Here is a 23,315-nt window from a genome sequence, read left to right on the forward strand (position 1 = left end):
GGGCTTGTCCGCTACATCATCACCGGCCGGGCTTGTCCGCTACATCATCACCGGCCTGATCGGCGCCTTCGTCGGAAGCTTTCTGCTCTCGGCGATTGGCGTGAATCTCGGCATCGGCAACCCGCTGGTCTCGCAGATCATCACGGCGACGATCGGCGCCATCGTCGTGGTGCTGCTGGCGCGTCTGATCGCCTGACATTTCCCGGTCTGGAAACTCGCGCTGTGCGAGGGCATATCCCAGCGATGACGACACGCCCGCGCACGCGCAAATCCCGTGGTCACGACCGCGTCATCCCCGATGACAAGGTCGAAGTCCTGCCTCCTGGTCGCGGCCTGCCATTGGATTGGCGGGCGCTCGCGCCGACGATCCTGCTCGGGACCGTGACGGGCTTCGTCGCCAGCCTCGTGGTGGGCGGTGGCGGGCTGATCCGTCACGCCGTTGTCGGAGTGCTCGGCATGCTGGTCGGGCAGGGGCTGGTGCGGATCACCGGCTGGCGGGTGCGGACCGGACACGCCTTTCTCGACGAGGCGGCAATGGCGGTGCTCGGCGCGATCCTCGTGGTGCTGCTGGCCAGGTTCATCGCATGACGACCGGTGCAGGCCGTCCCCGGCCTGTCCGACGGATTCATCCTGCAGGCTGACGAAAGGGACGACGGATCATGGATAGCCCCATCTACGCCGCACTCGGCACGCCCGGCTACGGCTTCTTCGCGACACTGCTGATCGGCCTGCTCGCCGGCTGGATCGCGGAGCGCATCACGTCGTCCGATCACGGCCTCTTCACCAACATGCTGGTGGGCGTGGCAGGCTCCTTCGTCGGCAGCCGCCTGGCCGAGCTGCTCGACATCCCGATCCACGGCTTCCCTCGCACCCTGGTCGCGGCCATCGCGGGCGCCTGCGTGGTGATCGTGATCTGGAACGCGTTGCGGAAACCTGCAGCCTGACGCGACCTCCGGTCAGGTTGCCGCCGGGCCTGATGCAGATTAGCTAGAGCAAATTGGCGCCTCTTGCAGGCGCCGGGTGACTGGAAACGACATGGCTCTCGTTCTCGATCTTCTGAACCGCGACCCGCGGCCCAATGTCGGCAATCCCAAGGCGGATGCCAAACCTGCGGCCGAGTTGCGCCATCCCGAGAAGCAGAAGCGCCCGGAGAATCCCGTCCTTCGCAAGCCGGACTGGATCAGGGTGAAGGCGCCCGGCTCACCGAAATGGGCAGAAACGCAGAAGATCGTGAAGGAGAACAAGCTCGTCACGGTCTGCGAAGAAGCGGGCTGCCCGAATATCGGCGAGTGCTGGGAAAAGAAGCACGCCACCTTCATGATCATGGGTGACACCTGCACGCGGGCCTGCGCCTTCTGCAACGTCAAGACAGGCGTGCCCCAGCCGCTCGACCAGGAGGAGCCGCGCAAGGTCGCCGAAGCCGTGGCCAAGCTCGGCCTCGAGCATGTCGTCATCACCTCGGTCGACCGCGATGATCTCGATGACGGTGGTGCGGAGCATTTCGCCCGCGTGATCCGCGCGATCCGCGAGGCTTCGCCCGGCACGACGATCGAAATCCTGACGCCGGATTTCCTGCGCAAGCCCGGCGCGCTCGAAGTGGTGGTCGCGGCCAAGCCGGACGTGTTCAACCACAATCTCGAAACGGTGCCCGGCAAGTACCTGAAGGTGCGCCCCGGCGCGCGCTACTTCCATTCGCTGCGCCTGCTGCAGCGTGTGAAGGAACTCGACCCCACCATCTTCACCAAGTCCGGCATCATGGTCGGTCTCGGCGAGGAGCGGAACGAGATCCTTCAGCTGATGGACGACCTGCGCTCGGCCGACGTCGATTTCATGACCATCGGCCAATACCTCGCGCCCTCGCGCAAACATCACGCGGTGATCCGCTTCGTCACGCCCGACGAATTCAAGGGTTTCGAGGCGATCGCCTATGTGAAGGGCTTCCTGATGGTGTCCTCGACGCCGCTGACGCGGTCCTCGCATCACGCGGGTGAGGATTTCGCGCGGTTGAGGGACGCCCGCGCAGCCAAGCTCGGCGGTTGAGCGCGTAGCATCTCATGCCGATGTTCAACAGCACCCGCCGGGTGAAGCACTCGCCGGAGCGGATGTTCGCGCTCGTGGCGGATGTCGAGAAATACCCCCAGTTCCTGCCGCTTTGCGAAGGCTTGGTGGTACGACGCCGGACGCCGCGCGAAGGCGGCGGCGAGGTGCTGATGGCCGACATGACGGTCGGCTACAAGGCGATCCGCGAGACCTTCACCAGTCGTGTCACGCTTGATCCTGCCAACCTGAAGATCCTTGTCGAGTATGTCGACGGCCCGTTCCGACATCTCGAGAACCGCTGGAGCTTCAAGGCGATGGACGGAGGCTGCGAGATCGCCTTCTTCATCTCCTATGAGTTCGCCAGCCGCATGCTCGGCCTGCTGATGGGTACGATGTTCGACAAGGCCTTTCGCAAGTTCGCCGAGGCTTTCGAGAGGCGGGCCGACCTGGTCTATGGCCGTGCCCGGACCACGGTCACCGATGGCTCAGCGCCGCCTGCTTGAGCATCTCGAGCGCCTCGATGACCGAGAGGCGGCGGATTTCGTCTCTCCCCTGATCGCCGAAGCGCTTTTCCCGATGCGTGGTCAACGCGGTTGACGCGCAGCCGAAATGGACGAGCCCGACGGGTTTGGCGGCGCTGCCTCCGCCCGGCCCGGCAACGCCGGTGACCGCGACGGAGAGATCGGCCTTGAGCACCGCGCGGCCGCCCTCCGCCATGGCGCGGGCAACCGGCTCGCTGACCGCACCGTAGCTGTCGATCAGCGTCGCACTCACGCCTGCCAATGCAGTCTTGGCGGCGTTCGAATAGGTCACCAGCCCGCCATTGACGACGTCCGACGAGCCCGGGATTGCGGTCAGTGCGCCCGAGACGAGCCCACCTGTGCAGGACTCGACCGTCGCGACGCTCAGTCCACGATCACGGCAGATCGTCAGAACGTCGATGGCCAGTGCGGTGATCTCGGAATCGAACATGGTGGTTGCCCCTACTCGTCGTTGGGCAGGCGCAGCGTGGCTGTTGCCAAGGCCGCCAGCCCTTCGCCGCGACCGGTAAAGCCCATGCGTTCCGATGTCGTCGCCTTGAGCCCAACCTGGTCAAGCCGCACACCCGTGACTTCGGCGATCCGCGCCCGAATCTGCTCGCGATAGGGGCCGACCTTCGGTGCCTCGCAAACGATGCTGAGATCGAGATGGTCGATCACGCCGCCGCGCCCGCTGACGCGCTCGGCGGCAAATGCGAGAAAGCGGTCGGATGAGGCCCCGCGCCATTGCGGATCGCTCGGCGGGAAATGCGTGCCGATATCGCCATCCGCCAGCGCCCCGAGAATGGCATCGGTCAAGGCGTGCAACGCAACGTCGCCGTCGGAATGGGCTCGCACACCGCGCGAGTGCGGAATGCGGACACCACCGAGCCAGACATGATCGCCATCGGTGAAGGCGTGGACATCATAGCCGGTACCGACCCGGGTGGTCAGCTGCCTGCGGAGCCTCTCTTCCGCCAGCACAAAATCCTCGGGATGCGTCAGCTTCACGTTCATGGCCTCTCCAGGGAAGGTCGTGACCGCATGGCCCGCCCATTCGATCAGGGCGGCATCGTCGGTGAGACCGGTGACAGCTGCGGCAGCTGCCGCCTCATGGGCTGCCAGCAACGAGCGGAAGGCAAAGGCCTGGGGCGTCTGCACGCTGACGAGCTGGTCGCGCGGCGGTGTCTCGATGATCTGTCCCTTGCCGTCCACACGCTTGATCGTGTCGGTGACCGGCAGGGCAGGGATAGAAGCCGAACCGCTCTGCGCGGCTTCGATTGCGCGCTCGATCAAGTTTCGGGACGCGAACGGTCTGGCTGCATCATGGACCAGCACGGTTCCCTCGAATCCTGATGCTGCCAATGCCCGCAGGCCAAGTCGCACCGAGTCCTGCCGGGTCGCGCCCCCCGTGACCGGGCCGAGCAGCTTGCCGGACGAGAAGCCTGCGACAGCATCGGCATAGCAGGCCTCATCACCGGTCCCGATGACGACCACGACATGGGATATTGCCCGCTCAGCCAGCAATGGAAGCAGGGTTCGCCGCAGGACTGGCAGGCCGGCGAGAAGGCGATATTGCTTTGGCAAGTCTCCGCCGGCACGCAGGCCGCGCCCCGCCGCAACGACGAGGGCCGCCACCGACGGAAGACTTGTCACTGTTTCGGACGACACGGCAAGGCTCCAGCTAGAGCCCGGTTGATAGTCGCCGGTTATGCAATCGCCAAGTGCGGCGCGAAGCGCTGCGACCATCCGTTCCGGGCTGCGTCGATATTGCATTGCAGCATTGGTTCGAAATCCCTTGCGCTGATGCAGCAATGTCCAATAAATAGCCACAATGGATATTGCCTCAAAATCGGGCGACGAACTCTCCGGCATTGCCGGGGTTGCGATCGCCTCCCGAGCCTTTCTGGCGCCGATGTCGGGCGTCACCGACGTCGTGATGCGTCGCATCGCTGCGCGATTCGGTGCGGGGCTCGTCGTCTCAGAAATGGTCGCATCCGACGAATTCGTGCGCGGCAGCGAAGAGGCCCGGTTGCGCGCCGAGGGGGCAGGGGTCTTCCCGCATGTCGTCCAGCTTGCCGGCTGCGATCCGCACTGGCTCGGAGAGGCTGCCCGGCTGGCCGAAGCAACCGGGGCGCAGATCGTCGACATCAATATGGGCTGCCCCGCCAAGCGCGTGACGGGCGGCTGGGCCGGTTCGGCGCTGATGCGCGATCTCGACCATGCGCTTTCGCTTGTCGAGGCGGCGGTCAGTTCCGTGAACATTCCGGTGACGGTGAAAATGCGGCTCGGCTGGGATGACGCGTCCCGCAACGCGCCCGAGCTGGCGCACCGCGCCATATCCGCCGGCGCCGCGATGATCACGGTCCATGGCCGCACGCGGCAGCAATTCTACAAGGGTGTCGCCGACTGGCGCGCGATTCAGGCCGTGCGCGAAACCGGTGATTTCCCGCTCGTTGCCAATGGCGACATTCATGGCGTCGCCGATGCCGAGGCATGCCTTGAGCGCTCGGGCGCGAATTTCGTCATGGTCGGACGCGCGGCTCTGGGGCGGCCCTGGCTTGTCGGCGCGGTGGGCGACGCACTCGCCGGACGCCAGGTGACGGAGTTGAGCGCAGCACAGAAGCATGCGGTCGCGCAGGAACACTACGAGGGCCTGCTGGCCCTGCTCGGCCGCGAGCAGGGCGTGCGTCATGCCCGTAAGCATCTGGCCGCCTATGCCGATGAGGCGGTCGCAACCGGCTGCGCCCCCGACCCCGAACAACGTCGCGCGCTCTTGACCACGGATGATCCTCATCAGGCCCTGCGCGCGCTGGCTGCCTTGTTTTCCACTGAATGCAGCCGCGAGGCAGCCTGAGCGAGGACGATTGCGTATGGCGATGGCGTTTGCCGACGAGGTTGGCGATGAGCGGGATCTGACCTTGCTCGATATGGTGGAAATGCAGGCGCTGAATGTCCTGCCCATGCCGGTGCTCGTCATCGGCGAAGGGCACGGCATTCTTTACGCCAACACGGCGGCTGAAGACTTCTTCCAGTCGAGCGTGGTCGTGCTCAAGCGCCAGCGTCTCGACGATGTGATCGCCTTTGGCTCCCCCGTGCTGTCCCTGGTGGAGGATGTGCAGCGGCGCGGCGCCAGCGTCACCGAGTACCGGCTGGATCTGGGCTCGCCCCGGATCGGCATCGAGCGCATCGTCGATGTTTTTGCCTCGCCCTTGCCCAATCAGAGCGAAGCCGTCGTGCTGATGCTGCAAGAACGAACAATTGCCGAAAAAATGGACAGACAGCTGACGCATCGAGGAGCAGCCCGCTCCATCACCGCGCTCGGCGCGATGCTCGCACACGAGATCAAGAACCCGCTCTCCGGCATTCGTGGTGCGGCGCAGCTTCTTGAAGCCTCGGTGCCTGACAGCGATCGGATGCTGACCCAGCTGATCTGCGACGAGGCCGACCGGATCGTGAAGCTTGTCGAGCGTGTCGAGCTGTTTGGCGATGAACGCCCGAGTGAGCGCGGGCCGGTCAATGTCCATGACGTGCTGGACCATGTGAAACGGCTGGCCCAATCGGGCTTTGCCAGGCACATCCGCTTCAACGAGGTTTACGACCCTTCACTGCCGCCGGTCGCCGGCAACCGAGATCAGCTGGTCCAGGTTCTGCTGAACCTGATGAAGAATGCGGCGGAAGCCATTGGTGAACATGCGATTGATGGCGAGATCACACTGACCACGGCCTATCGCCCCGGCATCCGCATGCAGCATGCCGGCTCGGCAAGCCGGATCGCACTACCGCTGGAGATCGGCATCCGCGACAACGGCCCCGGCGTGCCTCACGACCTGCTGCCGCATCTGTTCGATCCCTTCGTCACCACCAAGGCTCAGGGCAGTGGCCTTGGACTTGCACTCGTAGCGAAGGTGATCGGCGACCACGGCGGAATCGTCGAATGCGAGTCTGTGCCGCGGCGCACGACATTCCGGATTCTTCTGCCCCTGCATGAAGCGCGTCCCACACGGAGCGCTTGAGGTTCACAGGATAATTGAATGCCCACCGGTAACATTCTTATCGCCGACGACGACGCCGCGATCCGCACGGTGCTCAACCAGGCCCTCGCGCGGGCCGGGTACGAGGTCCGGACGACAGGACAGGCGGCGACACTCTGGACCTGGGCAGCGCAAGGGCTGGGCGATCTCATCATCACCGACGTGGTGATGCCCGACGGGAACGCCTTCGATCTGCTGCCGCGCATCAAGCGGGTGAGACCCGACCTGCCGATCATCGTGATGAGCGCGCAGAACACCTTCATGACCGCGATCAAGGCGTCCGAGCGCGGCGCTTATGAATATCTGCCGAAGCCCTTCGATCTGAAGGAACTCGTCGCGATCGTCGGGAGAGCCCTCTCGCGGCCGCGCGGCGATGGCGGACGTGCCAATGCCGCGGCCGAACCCGATGACATTCCGCTGATCGGCCGTTCGCCCGCCATGCAGGACGTCTACCGGGCGCTCGCGAGGCTGATGCCGATCGATCTCACCGTGATGATCAACGGCGAGTCCGGCACAGGCAAGGAGTTGGTTGCCCGCGCGCTCCACGATTACGGCAAGCGCCGCAACGGTCCCTTCGTCGCCATCAACATGGCCGCCATTCCGAAGGACCTGATCGAATCCGAACTGTTCGGCCATGAGAAGGGCGCCTTCACCGGCGCACTCACCCGCTCTTCCGGCCGCTTCGAGCAAGCCGAGGGCGGCACGCTCTTCCTCGACGAAATCGGTGACATGCCGATGGAGGCCCAGACGCGGCTCCTGCGAGTGCTGCAGCAGGGCGAATACACGACGGTCGGTGGACGCACGCCGATCAGGACGAATGTCCGGATCGTGGCGGCGACCAACAAGGATTTGCGTATCTCGATCGCGCAGGGACTGTTCCGCGAGGATCTGTTCTTCCGGCTCAACGTCGTGCCGATCAGGCTGCCGCCGCTGCGCGAGCGGGTCGAAGACATTCCGGATCTCGTTCGGCACTTCTTCTCGCTGGTCGAGAAGGAAGGGTTGCCGCGCAAGCAGATCGATTCGGAAGCGATGGACGTGATGCGGCGCTATCGCTGGCCGGGCAATGTCCGCGAACTGGAAAATCTCGTCCGGCGCCTCGCTGCCCTCTATCCACAGGAGACGATCACCGCACCGATCGTAGAGGCCGAACTGCAGCCGGCCTCCGCAACCTCGAGCTTCGCCCATAGCTCGGGGCCGGAGCGGGCGGAGACCTTGTCCGGTTCGGTCGAGCGTCATCTCGGTCAGTATTTCGGAGGGTTCGGCGACAATATCCCGCCACCCGGCCTCTATCACCGTATCTTGCGCGAGGTCGAACCGCCATTGATCGCCGCTGCGCTTGCCGCAACCCGCGGCAACCAGATCCGCGCAGCCGAGCTGCTCGGGCTCAATCGCAACACCCTGCGCAAGAAGATTCGGGAACTCGACATGCAGGTGGTCCGCTCGCCCCGCTGAGCCTTTGTAAGGCGGGGCAGCGGTTTCCTGCCTTTCATATGTCATATTTTGACAACACCGTTGCGGCGGCGCATCAGTGCGCCGAGCCGGGCACCCTTGCGTCCGGCTTTCGCGGAGTTGTTGAGACAGAGTGACCGCCTCCATCAGCGATATCAGGATCACGCCGCGTGGCGAGGATACGCCGCGACGCGTCTCGGGCTGGCTCGGGGCCCTCGTCGTCGTGTTCGCGCTCGTCTCGGCACTGGTGACGTTCCTCGTCCTGTCCGGCGCGACTCCCATCGTGCCGGTGCACGAGGTCGTCATCGGCGTCTTCGTGCTCAACGGCTTCCTGATCCTGCTGCTGCTGATCATCGTCGCATTCGAGACGGCGGTGCTGATCCGGGCAAGGCGTGCCGGGGCTGCGGCCGCCGGGTTGCATGTCCGCATCGTCGGCCTGTTCAGCATCATTGCCGCCTTGCCGGCGGTGCTCGTGGCGGTGATCGCGACCGTTACCATCGAACGCGGCCTCGAGCCCTGGTTCTCGGATCGGATGCGCGATGCCATCTTCAAATCGGTAGAGGTCGCCGACGCCTATGCGGCGGGCCAGTGCCAGTCGCTCGGCCGCGAAATCCGTGTGCTGGCGGACGATCTGACGCGGGCGAAACCTGCCTTCGATGCCGACCGCAAATGGTTCGAGAACTTCCTGACAGCCCGTGCCACGGCGCTCGGCGTGCCGGTCGCCACGATCATGCGCCCGCCGGCGACGGTGCTTGTCAGGGCGAATATCGATGTGCTGCGCGATGCGCCAAAACCCGATGAAGCCGCGTTCGAGGATGCGCAATCCTCGCCCGAGCCGATCTGTGTGCTGCCCTCGACCGGGCGCATCTTCGGCGCGCTGGTCAAGCTGCCGACCTACGACAACGCTTTCCTCTATGTCGCCCGTGAGGTGAACCCGCTCGCCGTCGAGTTTCCGGCCGTCGCCCGTGGCGCCGCCGTCGAGTATCTCTCGATCGATGCACGCCGGAAGGGCGTGCAGATCGCCTTTGCCTCGATGTATGCCCTGATCGCCGTCATCCTGCTGCTTTCGGCGATCTGGATCGGACTCAGTTTCGCCAACGGGCTCGTGGCGCCGATCCGACGCATGATCCACGCGACCGACCAGGTCTCCAGCGGCAATTTCTATGTCCAGGTCCCGATACGACGATCGGAGGGCGACCTTGCCCATCTCGGTGAAACCTTCAACAAGATGACGGCGGAGCTGCGCCGGCAGCGCGACGGGCTGGTCACGGCCAGCGAAGTTATCGATCGACGACGGCGCTTCACCGAAACGGTCCTGTCGGGTGTATCCTCCGGCGTGCTCGGCCTCGATGCCGACGGCCACATCACCATCATGAACCGCTCTGCGGAGATCCTGCTTGGCGCCGGCGGCCGTTTGCTGGGCGAGCCGATCGGTCAGGTCGCCCCCGAAATCGCAGGATTCGTTGCCGAAGCGCTGCATAATCGGCAGAGACAAAGCTCCGGTCAGATTGCGATCACGCGTGCCGGCCATGACCGCATGGTCAATGTCCGCGCCGTGCGTGAAGGCGAGGGAGCTGGCGCAGGTCTTGTCGTGACGCTGGATGACATAACCGATCTGGTCTCGGCGCAGCGCACCGCGGCTTGGGCCGACGTCGCACGGCGCATTGCCCATGAAATCAAGAATCCGCTGACACCAATCCAGCTCTCGGCCGAGCGCATCCGGCGCAAGTTCGGGCGCGTGATCGTCGACGACAAAGAGATCTTCGAGCAATGCACGGCGACGATCGTGCGCCAAGTCGAGGATATCCGGCGCATGGTCGACGAGTTCTCCTCCTTTGCGCGCATGCCGAAGCCCTCGTTGGAGCGTGAGGACATCGTCGAGACGGTGCGCCAGATCGTCTTCCTGATGCGTGTCGGCAATCCGGAGCTGACGCTGTCGGAGGATCTGCCGGCGGAGCCTGTTCTGGCGCAGTTCGACCGCCGGCTGATGTCCCAGGCGCTCACGAATGTCATCAAGAACGCCACCGAAGCGATCGAAGCCTTGCCGATGGACCAACGCGGCCCCGGCAGGATCGATGTCTCTTTCCAGCGTCGCGACGATGGCTTGATCATCATCGACGTCATCGATAACGGCAAAGGCCTGCCCATCGATCAGCGCCAGAAGCTGCTAGAACCCTATATGACGACACGCGAGGGCGGCACCGGGCTCGGTCTCGCGATCGTCGGCAAGATCCTCGAGGACCATGGCGGGGGCATCGAACTGCTCGACCGACCGGACGTCCATGAAGGCGGACGCGGCGCGCGCGTCAGGCTCTGGTTCCCCCAAGCCGGGCCGGAGCAGCAACCCGATGATGCCGAAGCCGGTGGCAAGCCCGCCGATATCGCCATGAACAAGCAGAACGGAACTCAGGAATGAGCGCTGACATTCTGGTCGTAGACGACGAAGTCGACATCCGGGAACTGGTTTCCGGCCTGCTCGAGGACGAGGGCTACCGCACGCGCAAGGCGGGATCGGCGGACGAGGCTCTGGCGGCGATCGCGGCCCGCCGGCCGAACCTGGTCTTTCTCGACATCTGGCTGCAGGGCAGCCGGCTCGACGGCTTGCAGGTGCTCGACCTGATCAAGGAGAGTCATCCGGACCTTGCGGTGGTGATGATCTCCGGTCACGGCAACATCGAGACCGCGGTGTCCGCCATCAAGAGCGGTGCCTATGACTTCATCGAGAAGCCGTTCAAGGCCGACCGGCTGATCCTGGTCGCCGAGCGCGCGCTCGAAGCGTCGCGACTGCGGCGCGAAGTGCGCGAACTGAAGACGCGCTCGGTGCAGGCAAGCCGGATCGTCGGCAAGTCGACCGTCGTCAACCAGTTGCGCCAGACCATCGACCGCGTCGCGCCCACCAATGCGCGCGTGTTGATCACCKGCGAGCCCGGATGCGGCAAGGAGCTGGCCGCCCGGACCCTGCACGAGGCCTCCAGCCGGTCGACCGGCCCCTTCATCGTCATCAACGCAGCGACGATCACGCCGGAAACGATGGAGGAGGAGCTCTTTGGCGTCGAGGGCGGGGAGGGCCGTTCCCGCCGGGTCGGGGCGCTCGAGGAAGCTCACGGCGGTTCGCTCTATATCGACGAAATCGGCGACATGCCGCGAGAGACGCAGAACCGTATCCTGCGCGTTCTCGTCGATCAGAATTTTCAGCGCGTCGGCGGCGCGACGCGCGTCCATGTCGATGTCCGCATCATTTCATCGACCAGCCGCGATCTCGCCCAGTTGATCGCCGACGGGCGCTTCCGCGAGGATCTCTATCATCGGCTGAGCGTGGTGCCGGTGCGCGTGCCGTCACTCTCCGAGCGGCGCGAGGACGTGCCAGAACTGATCGAGTTCTTCATGGACCAGATCTCGGTCGCGACCGGCCTGCCGAAGCGCAGAATCGGCGGCGACGCGATGGCGGTTCTGCAGTCGCATGAATGGCCTGGTAACGTCCGCGAACTGCGCAACAATGTCGAACGGCTGATGATTCTGACCAAGGGGGATCCGAGCGCCGACATCACCATCGAGATGCTGCCCGCCGAGGTGGGCGCCATGGTCCCGACGACGCCGTCGGGGTCTGGCGGCGAACGCTTGATGAGCCTGCCACTGCGCGATGCGCGCGAGATTTTCGAGCGCGAGTATCTGATCGCACAGATCGCTCGCTTCTCCGGAAATATCTCACGCACGGCCGAATTTATCGGCATGGAGCGCTCAGCCCTGCACCGCAAGCTGAAGTCKCTCGGGGTCGGCTGACGGAGAGGCAGGCGCGATCTGCATGTGCGCCTGCGTCGAACGCAGGACTATCTGCTGCGCATGCCTGTCGAACCACTTGCATTGCAGCATATGCACGCGGTCTAATGACCTTATCGGTGTTCCGAAATGCCCCGGCGCTCGGCCGGACGCTGAACGGAACGAATTGGATCGCCAACGCAACCCGAAGCGCGATCCCAACAACAGGGGCTGAACATGGCCGCAGAGCGGGCTCAAAACCTTCAGGACACCTTCCTCAACCACGTCCGCAAGCAGAAAATTCCGCTGACGATTTTCCTCGTCAACGGCGTGAAGCTGCAGGGCGTCGTCACCTGGTTCGACAATTTCTGCGTGCTGCTCCGTCGCGACGGACATTCGCAGCTCGTCTACAAGCATGCCATCTCGACCATTATGCCCGGCCATCCGGTTCAGCTCTTCGAGCCTGAGGAAACGGACAAGGCCTGAGGCCGTGGCAGGGCGCTCGGGCACGGACGACGTACCGGCCGGGATGAAGCCGCTCGACGAGATCGAGCGCGACATCGCGGCCAATACCCGTGCCTTCGTCATCGGCCCTTACCTGCAGCGCCGCGGCGCGGCGGCGGATGCGAATCAACGCTCCTTCGCCGCGCGGCTGGACGAGGCGGTGGGACTTGCGGCTGCGATCGATCTTTTCGTAGTGGAGCCCATCTCTGCGCTGCTGACGGCGCTGAGACCGGCGACCTATCTCGGCAAGGGCAAGGTCGAAGAGATCGCCGAGCGCATCACCAACGAGGAGATCGGCCTCGTCGTGATGGATTGCGCGCTGTCGCCGGTGCAACAGCGCAATCTTGAAAAGGCCTGGGGCTGCAAGGTCATCGACCGAACCGGCCTGATCCTTGAGATCTTCGGACGGCGCGCCCGCACCAAGGAGGGCGCGCTGCAGGTCGAACTCGCCCACCTCAATTACCAGAAGAGCCGCCTGGTGCGGTCCTGGACCCACCTGGAACGCCAGCGTGGCGGCTTCGGCTTCCTTGGCGGTCCCGGCGAGACGCAGATCGAGGCCGACCGGCGCGTCATCCAGGAGCGGATGACCAAGATCGAGCGCGATCTCGATACAGTGAAACGTACTCGCTCACTGCATCGTGCCAGCCGGAAACGCGTGCCTTACCCGGTTGTTGCGCTGGTTGGCTACACCAACGCTGGAAAGTCGACGCTGTTCAATCGACTGACCTCGGCCGACGTCCTGGCCCAGGACATGCCGTTTGCGACGCTCGACCCGACCGCGCGCGCAATCAAGCTGCCGCATGGTGCCCGCATCATGCTCTCAGACACCGTCGGGTTCATCTCGGACCTGCCGACCCAGCTCATCGCGGCCTTCCGGGCCACGCTTGAGGATGCGATCGAAGCCAATGTGCTGCTGCATGTGCGTGACCTCGCTCATGACGATACGCAGGCCCAGGCTGCCGATGTGCAGGCCATCCTGAGGGACCTCGGGATCGATCCCGATGATGGACAGCGGGTCGTCGAGGTCTGGAACAAGGCCGACCTGCTTGTCGGAGACGAGCACGACCGGCAGCTTGCGCTGGCAGAGCTCAGGCCGGTTGCGTCACGTCCCGTCCTGGTTTCAGCTTTGACGGGCGAAGGCGTTGACCGCCTGACCGACGCGATCGAAACCCGCATCGCGCGCAGCCGGCCGGTCTACCGGCTCACGCTCGAGCCCGGCGACGGCAAGTCGCTTGCCTGGCTGCACACCAATGGCGAGGTCCTCAGCCGCGAGGATGCGGAGGACGGCGCCCTCGCCTTGACCGTGCGGCTCCCGCCCGAGCGGGAAGGGGCGTTTGGGGCGCGTTTTCCCCAGGCAGAACGCCAAGGTTAGACTACCGGACCGGATATCACATCGGGTCCGGTGACCTGACCTTCCGTGTTTGCATCGGCTTTCCCGAAAACCGCAATCTACCTCTCGGGCCGACGCTCTAGCCAGCGCCGGCCTTCGCCTTTTCCATGCGCTTTACCGCCTGCCAGAGCGCTTCCAGTTCGTCGAGCGTCGCATCCTTCACGTCCCGGCCCTCGGTGGCAAGGGCGTTTTCGATCCCCCGGAACCGGCGTTCGAACTTGGTGTTGGCCGCGTTGAGGCACCCTTCGGGGTCGGCATCGACATGACGCGCCAGATTGGCGACGACGAAGAGCAGGTCTCCGATCTCCTCCCGGATGGCCTCCTTGCTGCCGCCGGCAAGGGCCTCCTCGATCTCCGCCGTTTCCTCGCGGATCTTGTCCAGAACGAGCCTGGCATCGTTCCAGTCGAATCCGACGGTCGAGGCCTTGGCCTGGAGCTTCCAGGCGCGGGTGAGAGCGGGCAATGTATGGGGAACGCCGGCGAGAACGCCCCTGTCCTCGCTGGCCTCGGGCAGCCCGGCAGCGCGGTGGGCTGCGGCCTTGTCGGCCTTCTCCTGCGCCTTGATGCGGTGCCAGAGCGCCTTGACCTCGGCCGGCGAGAGGTCTCGCGCATCGCCGAAGACATGCGGGTGGCGGCGGATCAGCTTGCTGGTGATCGCCTCGACCACATCGGGAAAGGAGAAGGAGCCCTCTTCCTCGGCCATGCGCGAATGGAAGACCACCTGCAGCAGCAGATCCCCGAGTTCGTCCTTGAGATCGATCTTGTCACCGCGCGCGATCGCGTCGGCGACCTCATAGGCCTCCTCGACCGTGTAAGGGGCGATCGAAGCAAAGTCCTGCTCCAGATCCCAGGGGCAGCCGGTGCCGGGCGCCCTTAGCGCCACCATGATCTCGATCAGCCGGGCAATATCGCGAGAGGGCTTCAACGCTGCAATTCTCCGGAGGTTGAGCTACCGTCCTCCCATGATTCAAGTCACCCCGTCCATTACCCTCGACGAGAGCGAGCTCGAGGAAAGTTTCGTGCGCTCCTCCGGGCCAGGAGGGCAGCATGTCAACAAGGTATCGAGCGCGGTCCAGTTGAAATTCGATGCGCGCCGATCTCCGTCCCTGCCGRATGATGTGGCGATCCGGCTGATGAAGATCGCGGGCAGCAGGCTGACGCAGGACGGAGTCATCGTCATCGTCGCCCAGGCGCAGAGGAGCCAGAAGCGCAATCGTGAGGAGGCGTTGGAGCGCCTGCTGGACATGATCCGCGAGGCCGCGGTCCGCCCCGAGACACGCCGGCCGACCAAGCCGACAAAGGCATCGAAGGAGCGCCGCCTGCAAAGCAAGGACCGGCGTTCATCGATCAAGTCGGCACGATCGAAACCTGGTCTGGACTAGAATGAGCGGTGCCAATGGGGCCGGCGCCCCGCGCAGCGCCAGTCCGCGCAAACCGCCACGGCGGATCAGTGCCGATTATCTGCAGCGTGCGGCGATGCATTACCTCGAACGCTACTCGGCCCCAGCCGGGCAGTTGCACCGGGTCCTCCAGCGCAAGGTGATGATGAGCTGCCGCCACCACGGCGACGAACCCCGATCCTTCGCCGCACTCATCGATGAAACGGTAGCGCGCTGCGTTGCGGCAGGGCTGGTCGATGACAAGCGCTTTGCGGAAGGACGGGCGGCAACCTTGCGCCGAAAGGGACAGTCCGCTCGCGCCGTTGCCGCGCGACTTGCGGCCAAAGGCGTCGGACGCGAGCTGGTCGCGGAGGTGAGCCGCGCCACCGAGGATGAGGAACTGGCTGCGGCGCGGATCGCCGCCCGACGCAAGCGGCTTGGGCCCTGGAGCCGCAGGGACCGTGCCGAGAACCGCCAGAAGGATCTCGCGGCGCTCGCCCGGGCTGGCTTTACGATGACAATCGCCCGCGCCGTGATCGACGGCGCGGGCGACGAAGGCTGAACGCCATTTCCGGGAAGGCCGCCTCAGTCGAGCTTGATCTTGGCGTCGTCGACGACCTTGCCCCAGCGCGCCACTTCAGCTGTGACGAACTTGCCGAAATCGGCCCCGTAGATCGCAGGAATCGTGGAGCCGTTCTTCTTCCAGGCCTCGGTGATCATCGGAGCCTTCAGCGCCTTCTCGATCTCGCCGCGCATGCGCGTCACGATGTCGTCCGGCGTGTTCTTCGGCGCCCAGATGGCGTACCAGGTCGCGACCTCGTAACCGTCAAGGCCGGCCTCCTTGGCGGTCGGAACGTCGGGAATGGCATCCGAGCGCGCCGGGGCGGCGACCGCCAGGGCACGCAGCGCACCGCTTTGCACCTGTGCGGCCGAGGAGCCAAGCCCGTCGAACATCACATCGACCTGGCCAGCGACCAGATCCTGCATTGCCGGTCCGGCGCCGCGGTAGGGAACATGGGTCAGGTTGGTCTTGGTGACGAGCTTGAAGAGCTCACCTGCAAGATGGTGCGTCGTGCCGTTTCCGGCTGATGCGTAGTTGAGTTTGTCGGGATTTTTCCTGGCGTAGTCGATCAGCTCGGCCAGCGTCTTGGCCTGGACCTTGCCCGGATGGACGACGACGACCTGGGGCGGCTGGGCGATGACGCCGACCGGAACAAAATCGGTCTGGATATTGTAGTCGAGCTTCGGATAGAGCGCAGGCGCAATCGCATGATGCGCGGCTCCGACAAAGAAGGTGTAGCCGTCCGGAGCCATCCGCGCCGCTGCCGAAGCGCCCACCGTGCCGCCGGCGCCACCACGATTGTCGATGATGATGCGCTGCCCGAGCTGCTGCTCGAGCTGGGCGGCGATCGGCCTGGCAAAGGCATCGGTGCCGCCGCCGGCCGGSAATGGCACGATGAAGGTGATGGGTTTCTGCGGCCAGGCCTGGGCCTGCGCCGGAGCAGTGGCCGCCACGCCGAAACCCGCGGATACCGCAAGCGCGATGAGCCAGCTAGACTTGATCATGAATGCTCGTCCTCCCTGAAACGAAACCAGGCTCTTGATGGCCATTGACGCGATGCCATTGCGGCATTCTGTATGCATCTAAATGGATTAGGGCATCGGCCGCAGCAAATGACAAGCAAGCCATTTGGCCGATGCGAAGCCCGCAATTGCGATTGCGCCGATGCCGGAGACAGACGCTTTTCATGAGCCGCCTCGACAGTTTTATCCGCCGCCTCGAAGCCCAGCGCCGCATCCTCGACTGGGCGGCAGAGTCCGTCACCAACCGCAATGGGCTCGTGCTCGAGCTTGGCCTCGGCAATGGCCGGACATACGATCATCTGCGCGAAATCCTGCCGAAGCGGGAGATCTATGCCTTCGACCGTGAGGCCATGGCCAATCCGCGTTCGATGCCTCCGGAGAGCGCGCTGGTGCTCGGCGACATGGCAAAGACGCTACCGGACTTCGTGGAGCGCCATGGCCGCAGTGCCGCCCTGATCCATGTCGACGCCACAACAGGTGTGTCGGAACGCGACCGTGTCCATCTGGCCTGGTTGCCGGAGCATGTTGCCGCACTCGCGCAGGACGATGCACTCATCATCAGCGGCTCCGATCTTGAGCATCCTGCACTGGTTGCCGTTTYGCTCCCCGATGGGATCCCGGAAGGGCGCTACTTCGCCTATCGCCGCGCGGCTCCATAAAGCGCGCGCTTGCAAGCCTGAGCTTATCTTATGGCCGAGGCGGGACCTGTCTGAGGAGACGACATGACCGGAGGCATCCACCACCTCACGCTGATCACCCGCGATGCGCAGGCCAATGTCGATTTCTATGTCGGCTTCCTCGGCCTGCGCCTCGTCAAGCAGACCGGCGGCTACGAGGATGCGGAGCAACTCCACATGTTCTACGGCGACCGCCTGGGTTCGCCTGGCTCGCTGGTCACCTTTCTCGTCTGGCAGGACGGCTCGCCAGGTCGGGTCGGACATGGGCAGGTGAGCGAGATCGCGCTGGCCGTGCCACCGGCGAGCATCGGCTTCTGGCTGACGCGGGCACTGACGCAGCGTGTGCCCACTGAGGGACCGAAGCAGGAATTCGGCGAGCCCGTCTTGCGTTTGCGCGACGCCGACGGGGTGATCGTGAAGCTCGTGGGTACGGATATGGCGGCTGCGGCGCCATGGCAGGCGCCCGGGATCGCCCCCGAGGATGCGATCCGCCGGGTCCGCGGCGCAACCATTCTGTCTGAAACGCGGGAGGAAACGGCCGCCTTCGTCGCACGCTTCGGCTACCGGCCGGCCGCGGCCACGACCGCTGTTCAGCGCATGGTGTCCGATAGTGGCGACGTCATCGATATCCGCGATGCCGGCGGGTTCTGGCCCGGAGCTCCAGGCACGGGCATCGCGGACCATGTCGCCTTCCGGGCGAGGGACGAGGCCGCAGTGAAGGCCATCGAAAGTTCTCTGGCACGCCTCAATTCCTCGGTCACCACGCTTCACGACAGAAAATACTTCACCTCTCTCTATGTCCGCGAACCCGGCGGCACCCTGATCGAACTGGCGAGCGACGGCCCGGGATTTACGGTCGACGAGCCCGAGGACAGGCTTGGAACCAGCCTGATGGTTCCTCCATCCGATGGCAGCCGGGCTTCCGAGATCCGTGTCGTGCTGCCGCAATTCTCCCTGCCGGGAGAACCGCGCATGACCTATCGCGATCTGCCCTTCGTGCACCGTTTCCATGTGCCCGCAACGACGGACGGCAGCACTCTCGTGCTGCTCCATGGCACCGGCGGCAACGAGGCGGATCTGATGCCGCTGGCGCACCGGATCGCGCCGGAAGGGACCTTGCTCGGCGTGCGTGGACGCAGCACGGAGGAGGGCACAGCACGCTGGTTTCGCCGATCGTCGCCGACCGAATTCGACCAGGCCGATATTCGTGCCGAGGCCGCCGCCTTCGCGGCCTTCGTCGAGAGTGCGACAAAGGGTTACGGGCTGGATCCGGCACGCACGATTTATCTCGGCTATTCCAACGGCGCGAACTTCCTTGCCGCGATGTTGCAGATCCATCCCGGCCTGATCCGCCGGGCCATCCTGCTGCGCGCGATGAACGTGCTCGAACTGCCGCAGGAGACCGATCTTGCGGGGGCGGATATCCTGATCCTGGCCGGGGCTTCCGATCCCTTTGGTGTGCATGCAGCGGAGCTGGAAGCGCGGCTGAGGCAAGCCGGCGCCCAGGTCGAGGCGCAAGTGATCCCAGCTGGACATGAGCTATCGGAGGCCGATGCGGCCGCCGCCAAGGTCTGGCTGGCGGCACGCTGAAGATCCTCGGCAAGAGCTGAATGAATTGCAGGCAAACCCTTCCGTGGGCGCGGCCCATGGCTTAAAGGCGCGGGACCTCCCTGAAATTTGGTCCTGTAGAAGCATGATTCGTCTCGAGAACATCGGCAAGCAGAACGGCAAGCAGATTGTCTTCATCGAGGCATCCGCAGCGCTCCAGAAGGGCGAGAAGGTTGGCCTTGTCGGCCCCAACGGCGCCGGCAAGACAACGCTCTTCCGCATGATCACGGGGCAGGAGGCGCCCGACGAGGGCCTCGTGGCCGTCGATCGCGGCGTGACCATCGGCTATTTCAGCCAGGACGTCGGCGACATGTCCGGCCGCAGCGCCGTCTCCGAGGTCATGGACGGGGCGGGCCCGGTCAGCGCCGTTGCGACCGAGCTGAAGGAGCTCGAGACCGCCATGGCCGATCCCGCCCGCGCGGACGAGATGGACGAGATCATCACGCGCTATGGCGAGGTCCAGGGGCGGTTCGAGGAGCTCGACGGCTACGCCATGGATGGGCGGGCGCGCGAGGTACTCGCCGGCCTCGGATTCAGCCAGGAGATGATGGACGGCGATGTCGGCGCTCTCTCCGGAGGCTGGAAGATGCGCGTCGCGCTGGCCAGGATCCTGCTCATGCGCCCTGACGCCATGCTGCTCGACGAGCCGAGCAACCATCTCGACCTGGAGAGCCTGATCTGGCTCGAGGCCTTCCTGAAGGGCTATGATGGCGCACTGCTCATGACTTCGCATGACCGCGAGTTCATGAACCGGATCGTCGACAAGATCGTCGAGATCGATGGCGGGGCGCTGACGACCTATTCGGGCGATTACGAGTTCTACCAGCACCAGCGCGCGCTCAGCGAGAAGCAGCAGCAGGCCCAGTTCGAGCGCCAGCAGGCGATGCTCGCCAAGGAGATCAACTTCATCGAGCGCTTCAAGGCACGCGCCTCGCATGCCGCGCAGGTGCAAAGCCGCGTGAAGAAACTGGAGAAGATCGACAGGGTCGAGCCCCCCAAGCGCCGCCAGACAGTCCAGTTCGAATTCCTGCCAGCACCGCGCTCCGGCGAGGATGTGGTCACCCTGAAGAACGTGCACAAGCGCTACGGCAGCCGCAGCATCTATGACGGGCTCGATTTCCAGGTTCGCCGCAAGGAGCGCTGGTGCGTGATGGGCATCAACGGCGCCGGCAAATCGACGCTGTTGAAGCTGGTGACAGGGGCCACCGAGCCGGACGACGGCACGGTCGCGCTGGGCGGCACCATCAAGCTGGGTTACTTCGCCCAGCACGCCATGGAGGTGCTGAACGGTGACGCCACCGTGTTCCAGTCGCTCGAAGACTCGTTTCCCCAGGCGGGGCAGGGCTCGCTGCGAGCACTGGCCGGCTGTTTCGGCTTTTCCGGCGACGATGTCGAGAAGCGGTGCAGGGTGTTGTCCGGTGGCGAGAAGGCCCGGCTGGTGATGGCGAAGATGCTCTACGATCCGCCGAACTTCCTGGTGCTGGACGAGCCCACCAACCACCTGGATATCGCGACGAAGGAGATGCTCATCACGGCCTTGGCGCAATACGAGGGGACCATGCTGTTCGTCTCGCACGACCGCCATTTCCTCGCCGCACTGTCCAACCGGGTTCTCGAACTGACCCCCGAGGGCGTTCACACCTATGGTGGCGGCTATACGGAATACGTCGCGAGCACGGGCCAGGAGGCTCCCGGCCTGCGGAGCTGAGCTGGCAGCGGAGCTCCCTGGCCATCGCTCGCCGAGCATTCGGCTCGGCTCTCGTCGGGCTCACGGCGGGGCGCGATCGGGCCTACAATTCCAGGCTGCCATCGGAGCGAGGCATCGCCACGATCCACGAAGCCGCTTCGAGCGCAGCCTCTATACTCCAATCAGAAACCACGCCGCCGATGCCGCCTACCATCGACACCATGCTCACGACGCGGCGCCCGTTCGTACTGCTGGAGGACCGGCTCGCGGCAGCCGCGTCGGCCCAGCTCTACTGTGAGCCGGTCGAGGTCGTTCGATGCGACCATACCGAGGAGATCTCGTCTGCGCTCGGTAGAATCGAAGACGGCCTGTCCCGGGGGCTGCATGCCGCCGGCTTCCTGAGCTATGAGCTGGGATACGCCTTCGAGCCTCGCCTCGTCGCGTCGATGCCGCAGGCGAGGGCGCTTCCCCTGCTGTGGTTCGGGCTGTTTCGGGCGCCGCTGCAGCTCCCTGCCGCGCAGCTGGACCAGGCCTTTGGAGCACTGGGACCTCCGCCGCCGCTCGGCACTGTTCGTCCGCAGCTCGATGCACCAGCGCACGCGGCCAAGATCCAGCGTGTCCTGGACTATCTTCACGCCGGCGACGCCTACCAGATCAACCTGACCTTTCCGATCGACTTTCGCTACGACGGCGATCCGCTCGCGCTCTATGCCGCCTTGCGGTCGAGCCAGCCCGTGGCGCATGGCGGTATCGTTACCATCGACGATGCGAGCATCCTGTCGGTTTCGCCGGAGCTCTTTCTTGAGGTCGAATCGGGGCGTGCGACGACGCGCCCGATGAAGGGAACAGCACCGCGACGCGACGGACCGGCAGCGGAGCGCGCCGCTATGGAAGAGTTGCAGGCCGACCCCAAGCAACGCGCCGAGAACCTGATGATCGTCGACCTGCTGCGCAACGATCTCGGACGGATCAGCGCCATGGGGTCGGTCGAAGTGCCAAGCCTCTTCCAGGTCGAGACCTATCCGACATTTCACACGCTGACGTCGACGGTGACATCCAGGTTGCGCCCCGGCCTCTCGCTCGAAGACCTGCTGCGGGCTGTCTTCCCCTGCGGCTCGATCACAGGCGCGCCGAAGCTGCGTGCGATGGAGATCATCCGCGAACTCGAGGACGGCGCGCGCGATCTCTATACCGGTTCGATCGGGCAAATCTCGCCCGATGGCGATCTTCGCTTCAATGTCGCAATCCGCACGGCAACGATCTTTCCGGGCGGTGCCGGCCGCTATGGCGTTGGCGGCGGCATCGTCACGGATTCGCGTGCTGCGGACGAGTATTCCGAATGCCTGCTCAAGGCCCGTGTCCTGACCGACCTGGCCGAGGAATACGGACTGATCGAAACGCTGGGCTGGTTGCACGAAACCGGTTTTGCACGGCTGCCCCTGCATCTCGACCGCCTCGACCGTTCGGCAAAGGCGCTCGGCTTCCGCTTCGACCGCGACGAGGCGGAAACGCGTCTTGCTGCGCTGGTCGAGACCTTTGCGCCGCAAGGGCTGCGCCGTATCCGCCTCGAACTCCATCGCAACGGCGTGCTCGATATCGCCGCACCAGTGCTCGCTGCCGAGCCGGACCGGCCTCTCGAGGTCGTCCTCGCCGCCGCAAGGGCCGACGCAGGCGACCCATTCCTGCGGTACAAGACAACGCGCCGTCGTATCTACGAGACCGCATTTGCGGCAGCCGTCGATTGCGGGGCCGATGAAGCCGTCTTCCAGAACCGCGCAGGCTTTGTCACCGAAGCAACGCGCAGCAACATCTTCGTCGAGCGGGACGGAATCCTGCTCACACCGCCCCTGTCCGATGGTCTCTTGCCGGGCGTGCTGCGCCAGACCCTGATCGAGAGCGGACGGGCCGTTGAGCGGCAACTGCGCCCGGGAGATCTCGCTCGGGCCGGGCACTGGTTCCTGGGCAATAGCCTGCGCGGCTTGAGGCCCGCTCGATTGATGAGCTGAAGCCTGCGCGGCTAGCCAGCGAGTGAGCGGGCAGTCAGGACGAAGACGGGGACATTTCCCGGGTAGGGAGAAGCGGGGAACAGGTGCTGCCAGCATCTGACCCCGGAGAACCCAGCTTGCGCGAGCAGGTCCTGTGCTGCGGCTTCCGTCAAGCCATCATGCAGGGGTAGGCGTGCGGCAAGCTCCTCTGGATAGGTGGAACGATATTCAGGAGCCACCGACCACAACCCGTCGGACACGAGCACGAGACCGCCCGGCCGCAGAATGCGGTGGGCCTGCAGCAACCCTTCACTGGGGCGCTCGAGCGTCCAGAGGACATTGCGGAGCGTGACGATATCGGCCGACGCATCGGTAATCTCGGCCGCTTCGATCGTGGCGTCCTGAAACGCAATGCCGAGGCCGGCTTGCCGAGCCGCCGCACGGGCGACCGCCAGCATGTTCGCAGACCCGTCGCAGGCGCGGACGCGATGCCCCAGCGACGCGGCGAGGAGGGCGCAAGCGCCCGTCCCGGTCCCGAGATCGACAACGTCCTTGGGGCCATCCGCCTGGAAGGCGGCCTCAAGCACGGCCCGCCAGAGCTCGCTCTGGGCGACATGGGAGGCAGCACCATCAAATTTGGGGGCACGGGCGTTCCAGTAGTCGGTGACGCCGGCCCCAACGCTTCGCTGCATCGTCATGGCTTT

Annotated in this window: 23 protein-coding genes; 18 read left to right on the top strand and 5 right to left on the bottom strand. The window is 65.0% G+C overall.

What is annotated here, in order from left to right:
• Nucleotides 1–4: 4 nt before the first annotated feature.
• The 5 genes from AC1D34_RS03400 (at nt 5) to AC1D34_RS03420 (ending at nt 2,543) form a co-directional block, all read left to right on the top strand.
• Nucleotides 5–196: a GlsB/YeaQ/YmgE family stress response membrane protein gene (locus tag AC1D34_RS03400; RefSeq protein ID WP_476823509.1), complete on the top strand. Its 192-nt coding sequence runs from the start codon at nt 5–7 to the stop codon at nt 194–196.
• A 47-nt stretch (nt 197–243) separates the two neighbouring features.
• A complete protein-coding gene (locus tag AC1D34_RS03405; RefSeq protein ID WP_441491636.1) occupies nt 244–588 on the top strand; it encodes a GlsB/YeaQ/YmgE family stress response membrane protein in 345 nt (114 codons plus the stop codon).
• 71 nt (nt 589–659) lie between these two features.
• Entirely contained in the window at nt 660–944 is a 285-nt protein-coding gene (locus AC1D34_RS03410; protein ID WP_069880860.1) for a GlsB/YeaQ/YmgE family stress response membrane protein, read from the top strand.
• 91 nt (nt 945–1,035) lie between these two features.
• Nucleotides 1,036–2,040, top strand: coding sequence for a lipoyl synthase (gene lipA / locus AC1D34_RS03415; protein ID WP_441491635.1), 1,005 nt, complete (start codon nt 1,036–1,038; stop codon nt 2,038–2,040).
• A gap of 14 nt (nt 2,041–2,054) precedes the next feature.
• Nucleotides 2,055–2,543: a type II toxin-antitoxin system RatA family toxin gene (locus AC1D34_RS03420; protein ID WP_441491634.1), complete on the top strand. Its 489-nt coding sequence runs from the start codon at nt 2,055–2,057 to the stop codon at nt 2,541–2,543.
• Here AC1D34_RS03420 and AC1D34_RS03425 read toward each other — a convergent pair.
• Both AC1D34_RS03425 and AC1D34_RS03430 read right to left on the bottom strand, forming a co-directional pair.
• Nucleotides 2,515–3,012 (bottom strand): CinA family protein, encoded by a 498-nt coding sequence (locus tag AC1D34_RS03425; protein ID WP_441491633.1) that lies wholly within the window; start codon nt 3,010–3,012, stop codon nt 2,515–2,517. The genes AC1D34_RS03420 and AC1D34_RS03425 overlap by 29 nt on opposite strands.
• An 11-nt stretch (nt 3,013–3,023) precedes the next feature.
• Nucleotides 3,024–4,229, bottom strand: coding sequence for a bifunctional 2-C-methyl-D-erythritol 4-phosphate cytidylyltransferase/2-C-methyl-D-erythritol 2,4-cyclodiphosphate synthase (locus tag AC1D34_RS03430; RefSeq protein ID WP_476823481.1), 1,206 nt, complete (start codon nt 4,227–4,229; stop codon nt 3,024–3,026).
• Nucleotides 4,230–4,392: 163 nt separating this feature from the next.
• Here AC1D34_RS03430 and dusB point away from each other — a divergent pair, with 163 nt between their 5' ends.
• From dusB to hflX, 7 genes are all read left to right on the top strand, one after another.
• Entirely contained in the window at nt 4,393–5,415 is a 1,023-nt protein-coding gene (gene dusB, locus AC1D34_RS03435; protein WP_441491631.1) for a tRNA dihydrouridine synthase DusB, read from the top strand.
• Nucleotides 5,416–5,488: 73 nt separating this feature from the next.
• Nucleotides 5,489–6,574, top strand: a complete 1,086-nt coding sequence (locus AC1D34_RS03440; RefSeq protein WP_069882745.1) for a two-component system sensor histidine kinase NtrB — start codon at nt 5,489–5,491, stop codon at nt 6,572–6,574.
• Between the two features lie 18 nt (nt 6,575–6,592).
• Nucleotides 6,593–8,044 (top strand): nitrogen regulation protein NR(I), encoded by a 1,452-nt coding sequence (ntrC, locus tag AC1D34_RS03445; RefSeq protein ID WP_441491630.1) that lies wholly within the window; start codon nt 6,593–6,595, stop codon nt 8,042–8,044.
• Between the two features lie 130 nt (nt 8,045–8,174).
• Entirely contained in the window at nt 8,175–10,457 is a 2,283-nt protein-coding gene (locus AC1D34_RS03450; protein WP_441491629.1) for a sensor histidine kinase NtrY-like, read from the top strand.
• Nucleotides 10,454–11,821, top strand: a complete 1,368-nt coding sequence (ntrX, locus tag AC1D34_RS03455) for a nitrogen assimilation response regulator NtrX (protein WP_476823482.1) — start codon at nt 10,454–10,456, stop codon at nt 11,819–11,821. The genes AC1D34_RS03450 and ntrX overlap by 4 nt, the downstream gene beginning before the upstream one ends.
• A 213-nt stretch (nt 11,822–12,034) precedes the next feature.
• Nucleotides 12,035–12,283 (top strand): RNA chaperone Hfq, encoded by a 249-nt coding sequence (gene hfq, locus AC1D34_RS03460; protein ID WP_069880868.1) that lies wholly within the window; start codon nt 12,035–12,037, stop codon nt 12,281–12,283.
• Nucleotides 12,284–12,326: 43 nt separating this feature from the next.
• Nucleotides 12,327–13,673: a GTPase HflX gene (gene hflX / locus AC1D34_RS03465; RefSeq protein ID WP_476823510.1), complete on the top strand. Its 1,347-nt coding sequence runs from the start codon at nt 12,327–12,329 to the stop codon at nt 13,671–13,673.
• A 97-nt stretch (nt 13,674–13,770) separates the two neighbouring features.
• On the opposite strand, the gene mazG is transcribed toward hflX, so the two are convergent.
• Nucleotides 13,771–14,616, bottom strand: coding sequence for a nucleoside triphosphate pyrophosphohydrolase (gene mazG, locus AC1D34_RS03470; RefSeq protein ID WP_476823483.1), 846 nt, complete (start codon nt 14,614–14,616; stop codon nt 13,771–13,773).
• Nucleotides 14,617–14,653: 37 nt separating this feature from the next.
• On the opposite strand from mazG, the gene arfB reads away from it, so the two are divergent.
• Nucleotides 14,654–15,073: an alternative ribosome rescue aminoacyl-tRNA hydrolase ArfB gene (gene arfB / locus AC1D34_RS03475; RefSeq protein ID WP_476823484.1), complete on the top strand. Its 420-nt coding sequence runs from the start codon at nt 14,654–14,656 to the stop codon at nt 15,071–15,073.
• Nucleotide 15,074: 1 nt separating this feature from the next.
• Nucleotides 15,075–15,632, top strand: a complete 558-nt coding sequence (locus AC1D34_RS03480; RefSeq protein ID WP_441491626.1) for a regulatory protein RecX — start codon at nt 15,075–15,077, stop codon at nt 15,630–15,632.
• Nucleotides 15,633–15,655: 23 nt separating this feature from the next.
• On the opposite strand, the gene AC1D34_RS03485 is transcribed toward AC1D34_RS03480, so the two are convergent.
• Nucleotides 15,656–16,636 (bottom strand): Bug family tripartite tricarboxylate transporter substrate binding protein, encoded by a 981-nt coding sequence (locus AC1D34_RS03485; protein ID WP_476823485.1) that lies wholly within the window; start codon nt 16,634–16,636, stop codon nt 15,656–15,658.
• Nucleotides 16,637–16,818: 182 nt separating this feature from the next.
• Between AC1D34_RS03485 and AC1D34_RS03490 the strand changes: the two genes are divergently transcribed.
• The 4 genes from AC1D34_RS03490 (at nt 16,819) to AC1D34_RS03505 (ending at nt 22,632) form a co-directional block, all read left to right on the top strand.
• A complete protein-coding gene (locus AC1D34_RS03490; protein WP_476823486.1) occupies nt 16,819–17,313 on the top strand; it encodes a class I SAM-dependent methyltransferase in 495 nt (164 codons plus the stop codon).
• Between the two features lie 63 nt (nt 17,314–17,376).
• On the top strand, nt 17,377–18,921 hold the full coding sequence (locus tag AC1D34_RS03495; RefSeq protein ID WP_476823487.1) for a VOC family protein: 1,545 nt from the start codon (nt 17,377–17,379) through the stop codon (nt 18,919–18,921).
• Nucleotides 18,922–19,024: 103 nt separating this feature from the next.
• The gene (locus AC1D34_RS03500; RefSeq protein ID WP_476823488.1) at nt 19,025–20,647 is read left to right on the top strand and encodes an ABC-F family ATP-binding cassette domain-containing protein; all 1,623 of its coding nucleotides are present in this window, start codon (nt 19,025–19,027) and stop codon (nt 20,645–20,647) included.
• 179 nt (nt 20,648–20,826) lie between these two features.
• A complete protein-coding gene (locus tag AC1D34_RS03505) occupies nt 20,827–22,632 on the top strand; it encodes an aminodeoxychorismate synthase component I (protein WP_476823489.1) in 1,806 nt (601 codons plus the stop codon).
• Between the two features lie 11 nt (nt 22,633–22,643).
• Here AC1D34_RS03505 and AC1D34_RS03510 read toward each other — a convergent pair whose 3' ends face one another.
• The gene (locus tag AC1D34_RS03510) at nt 22,644–23,309 is read right to left on the bottom strand and encodes a class I SAM-dependent methyltransferase (RefSeq protein ID WP_476823490.1); all 666 of its coding nucleotides are present in this window, start codon (nt 23,307–23,309) and stop codon (nt 22,644–22,646) included.
• Between the last annotated feature and the right edge of the window lie 6 nt (nt 23,310–23,315).

This window comes from Allobosea sp. P1_A7 (assembly GCF_056406775.1).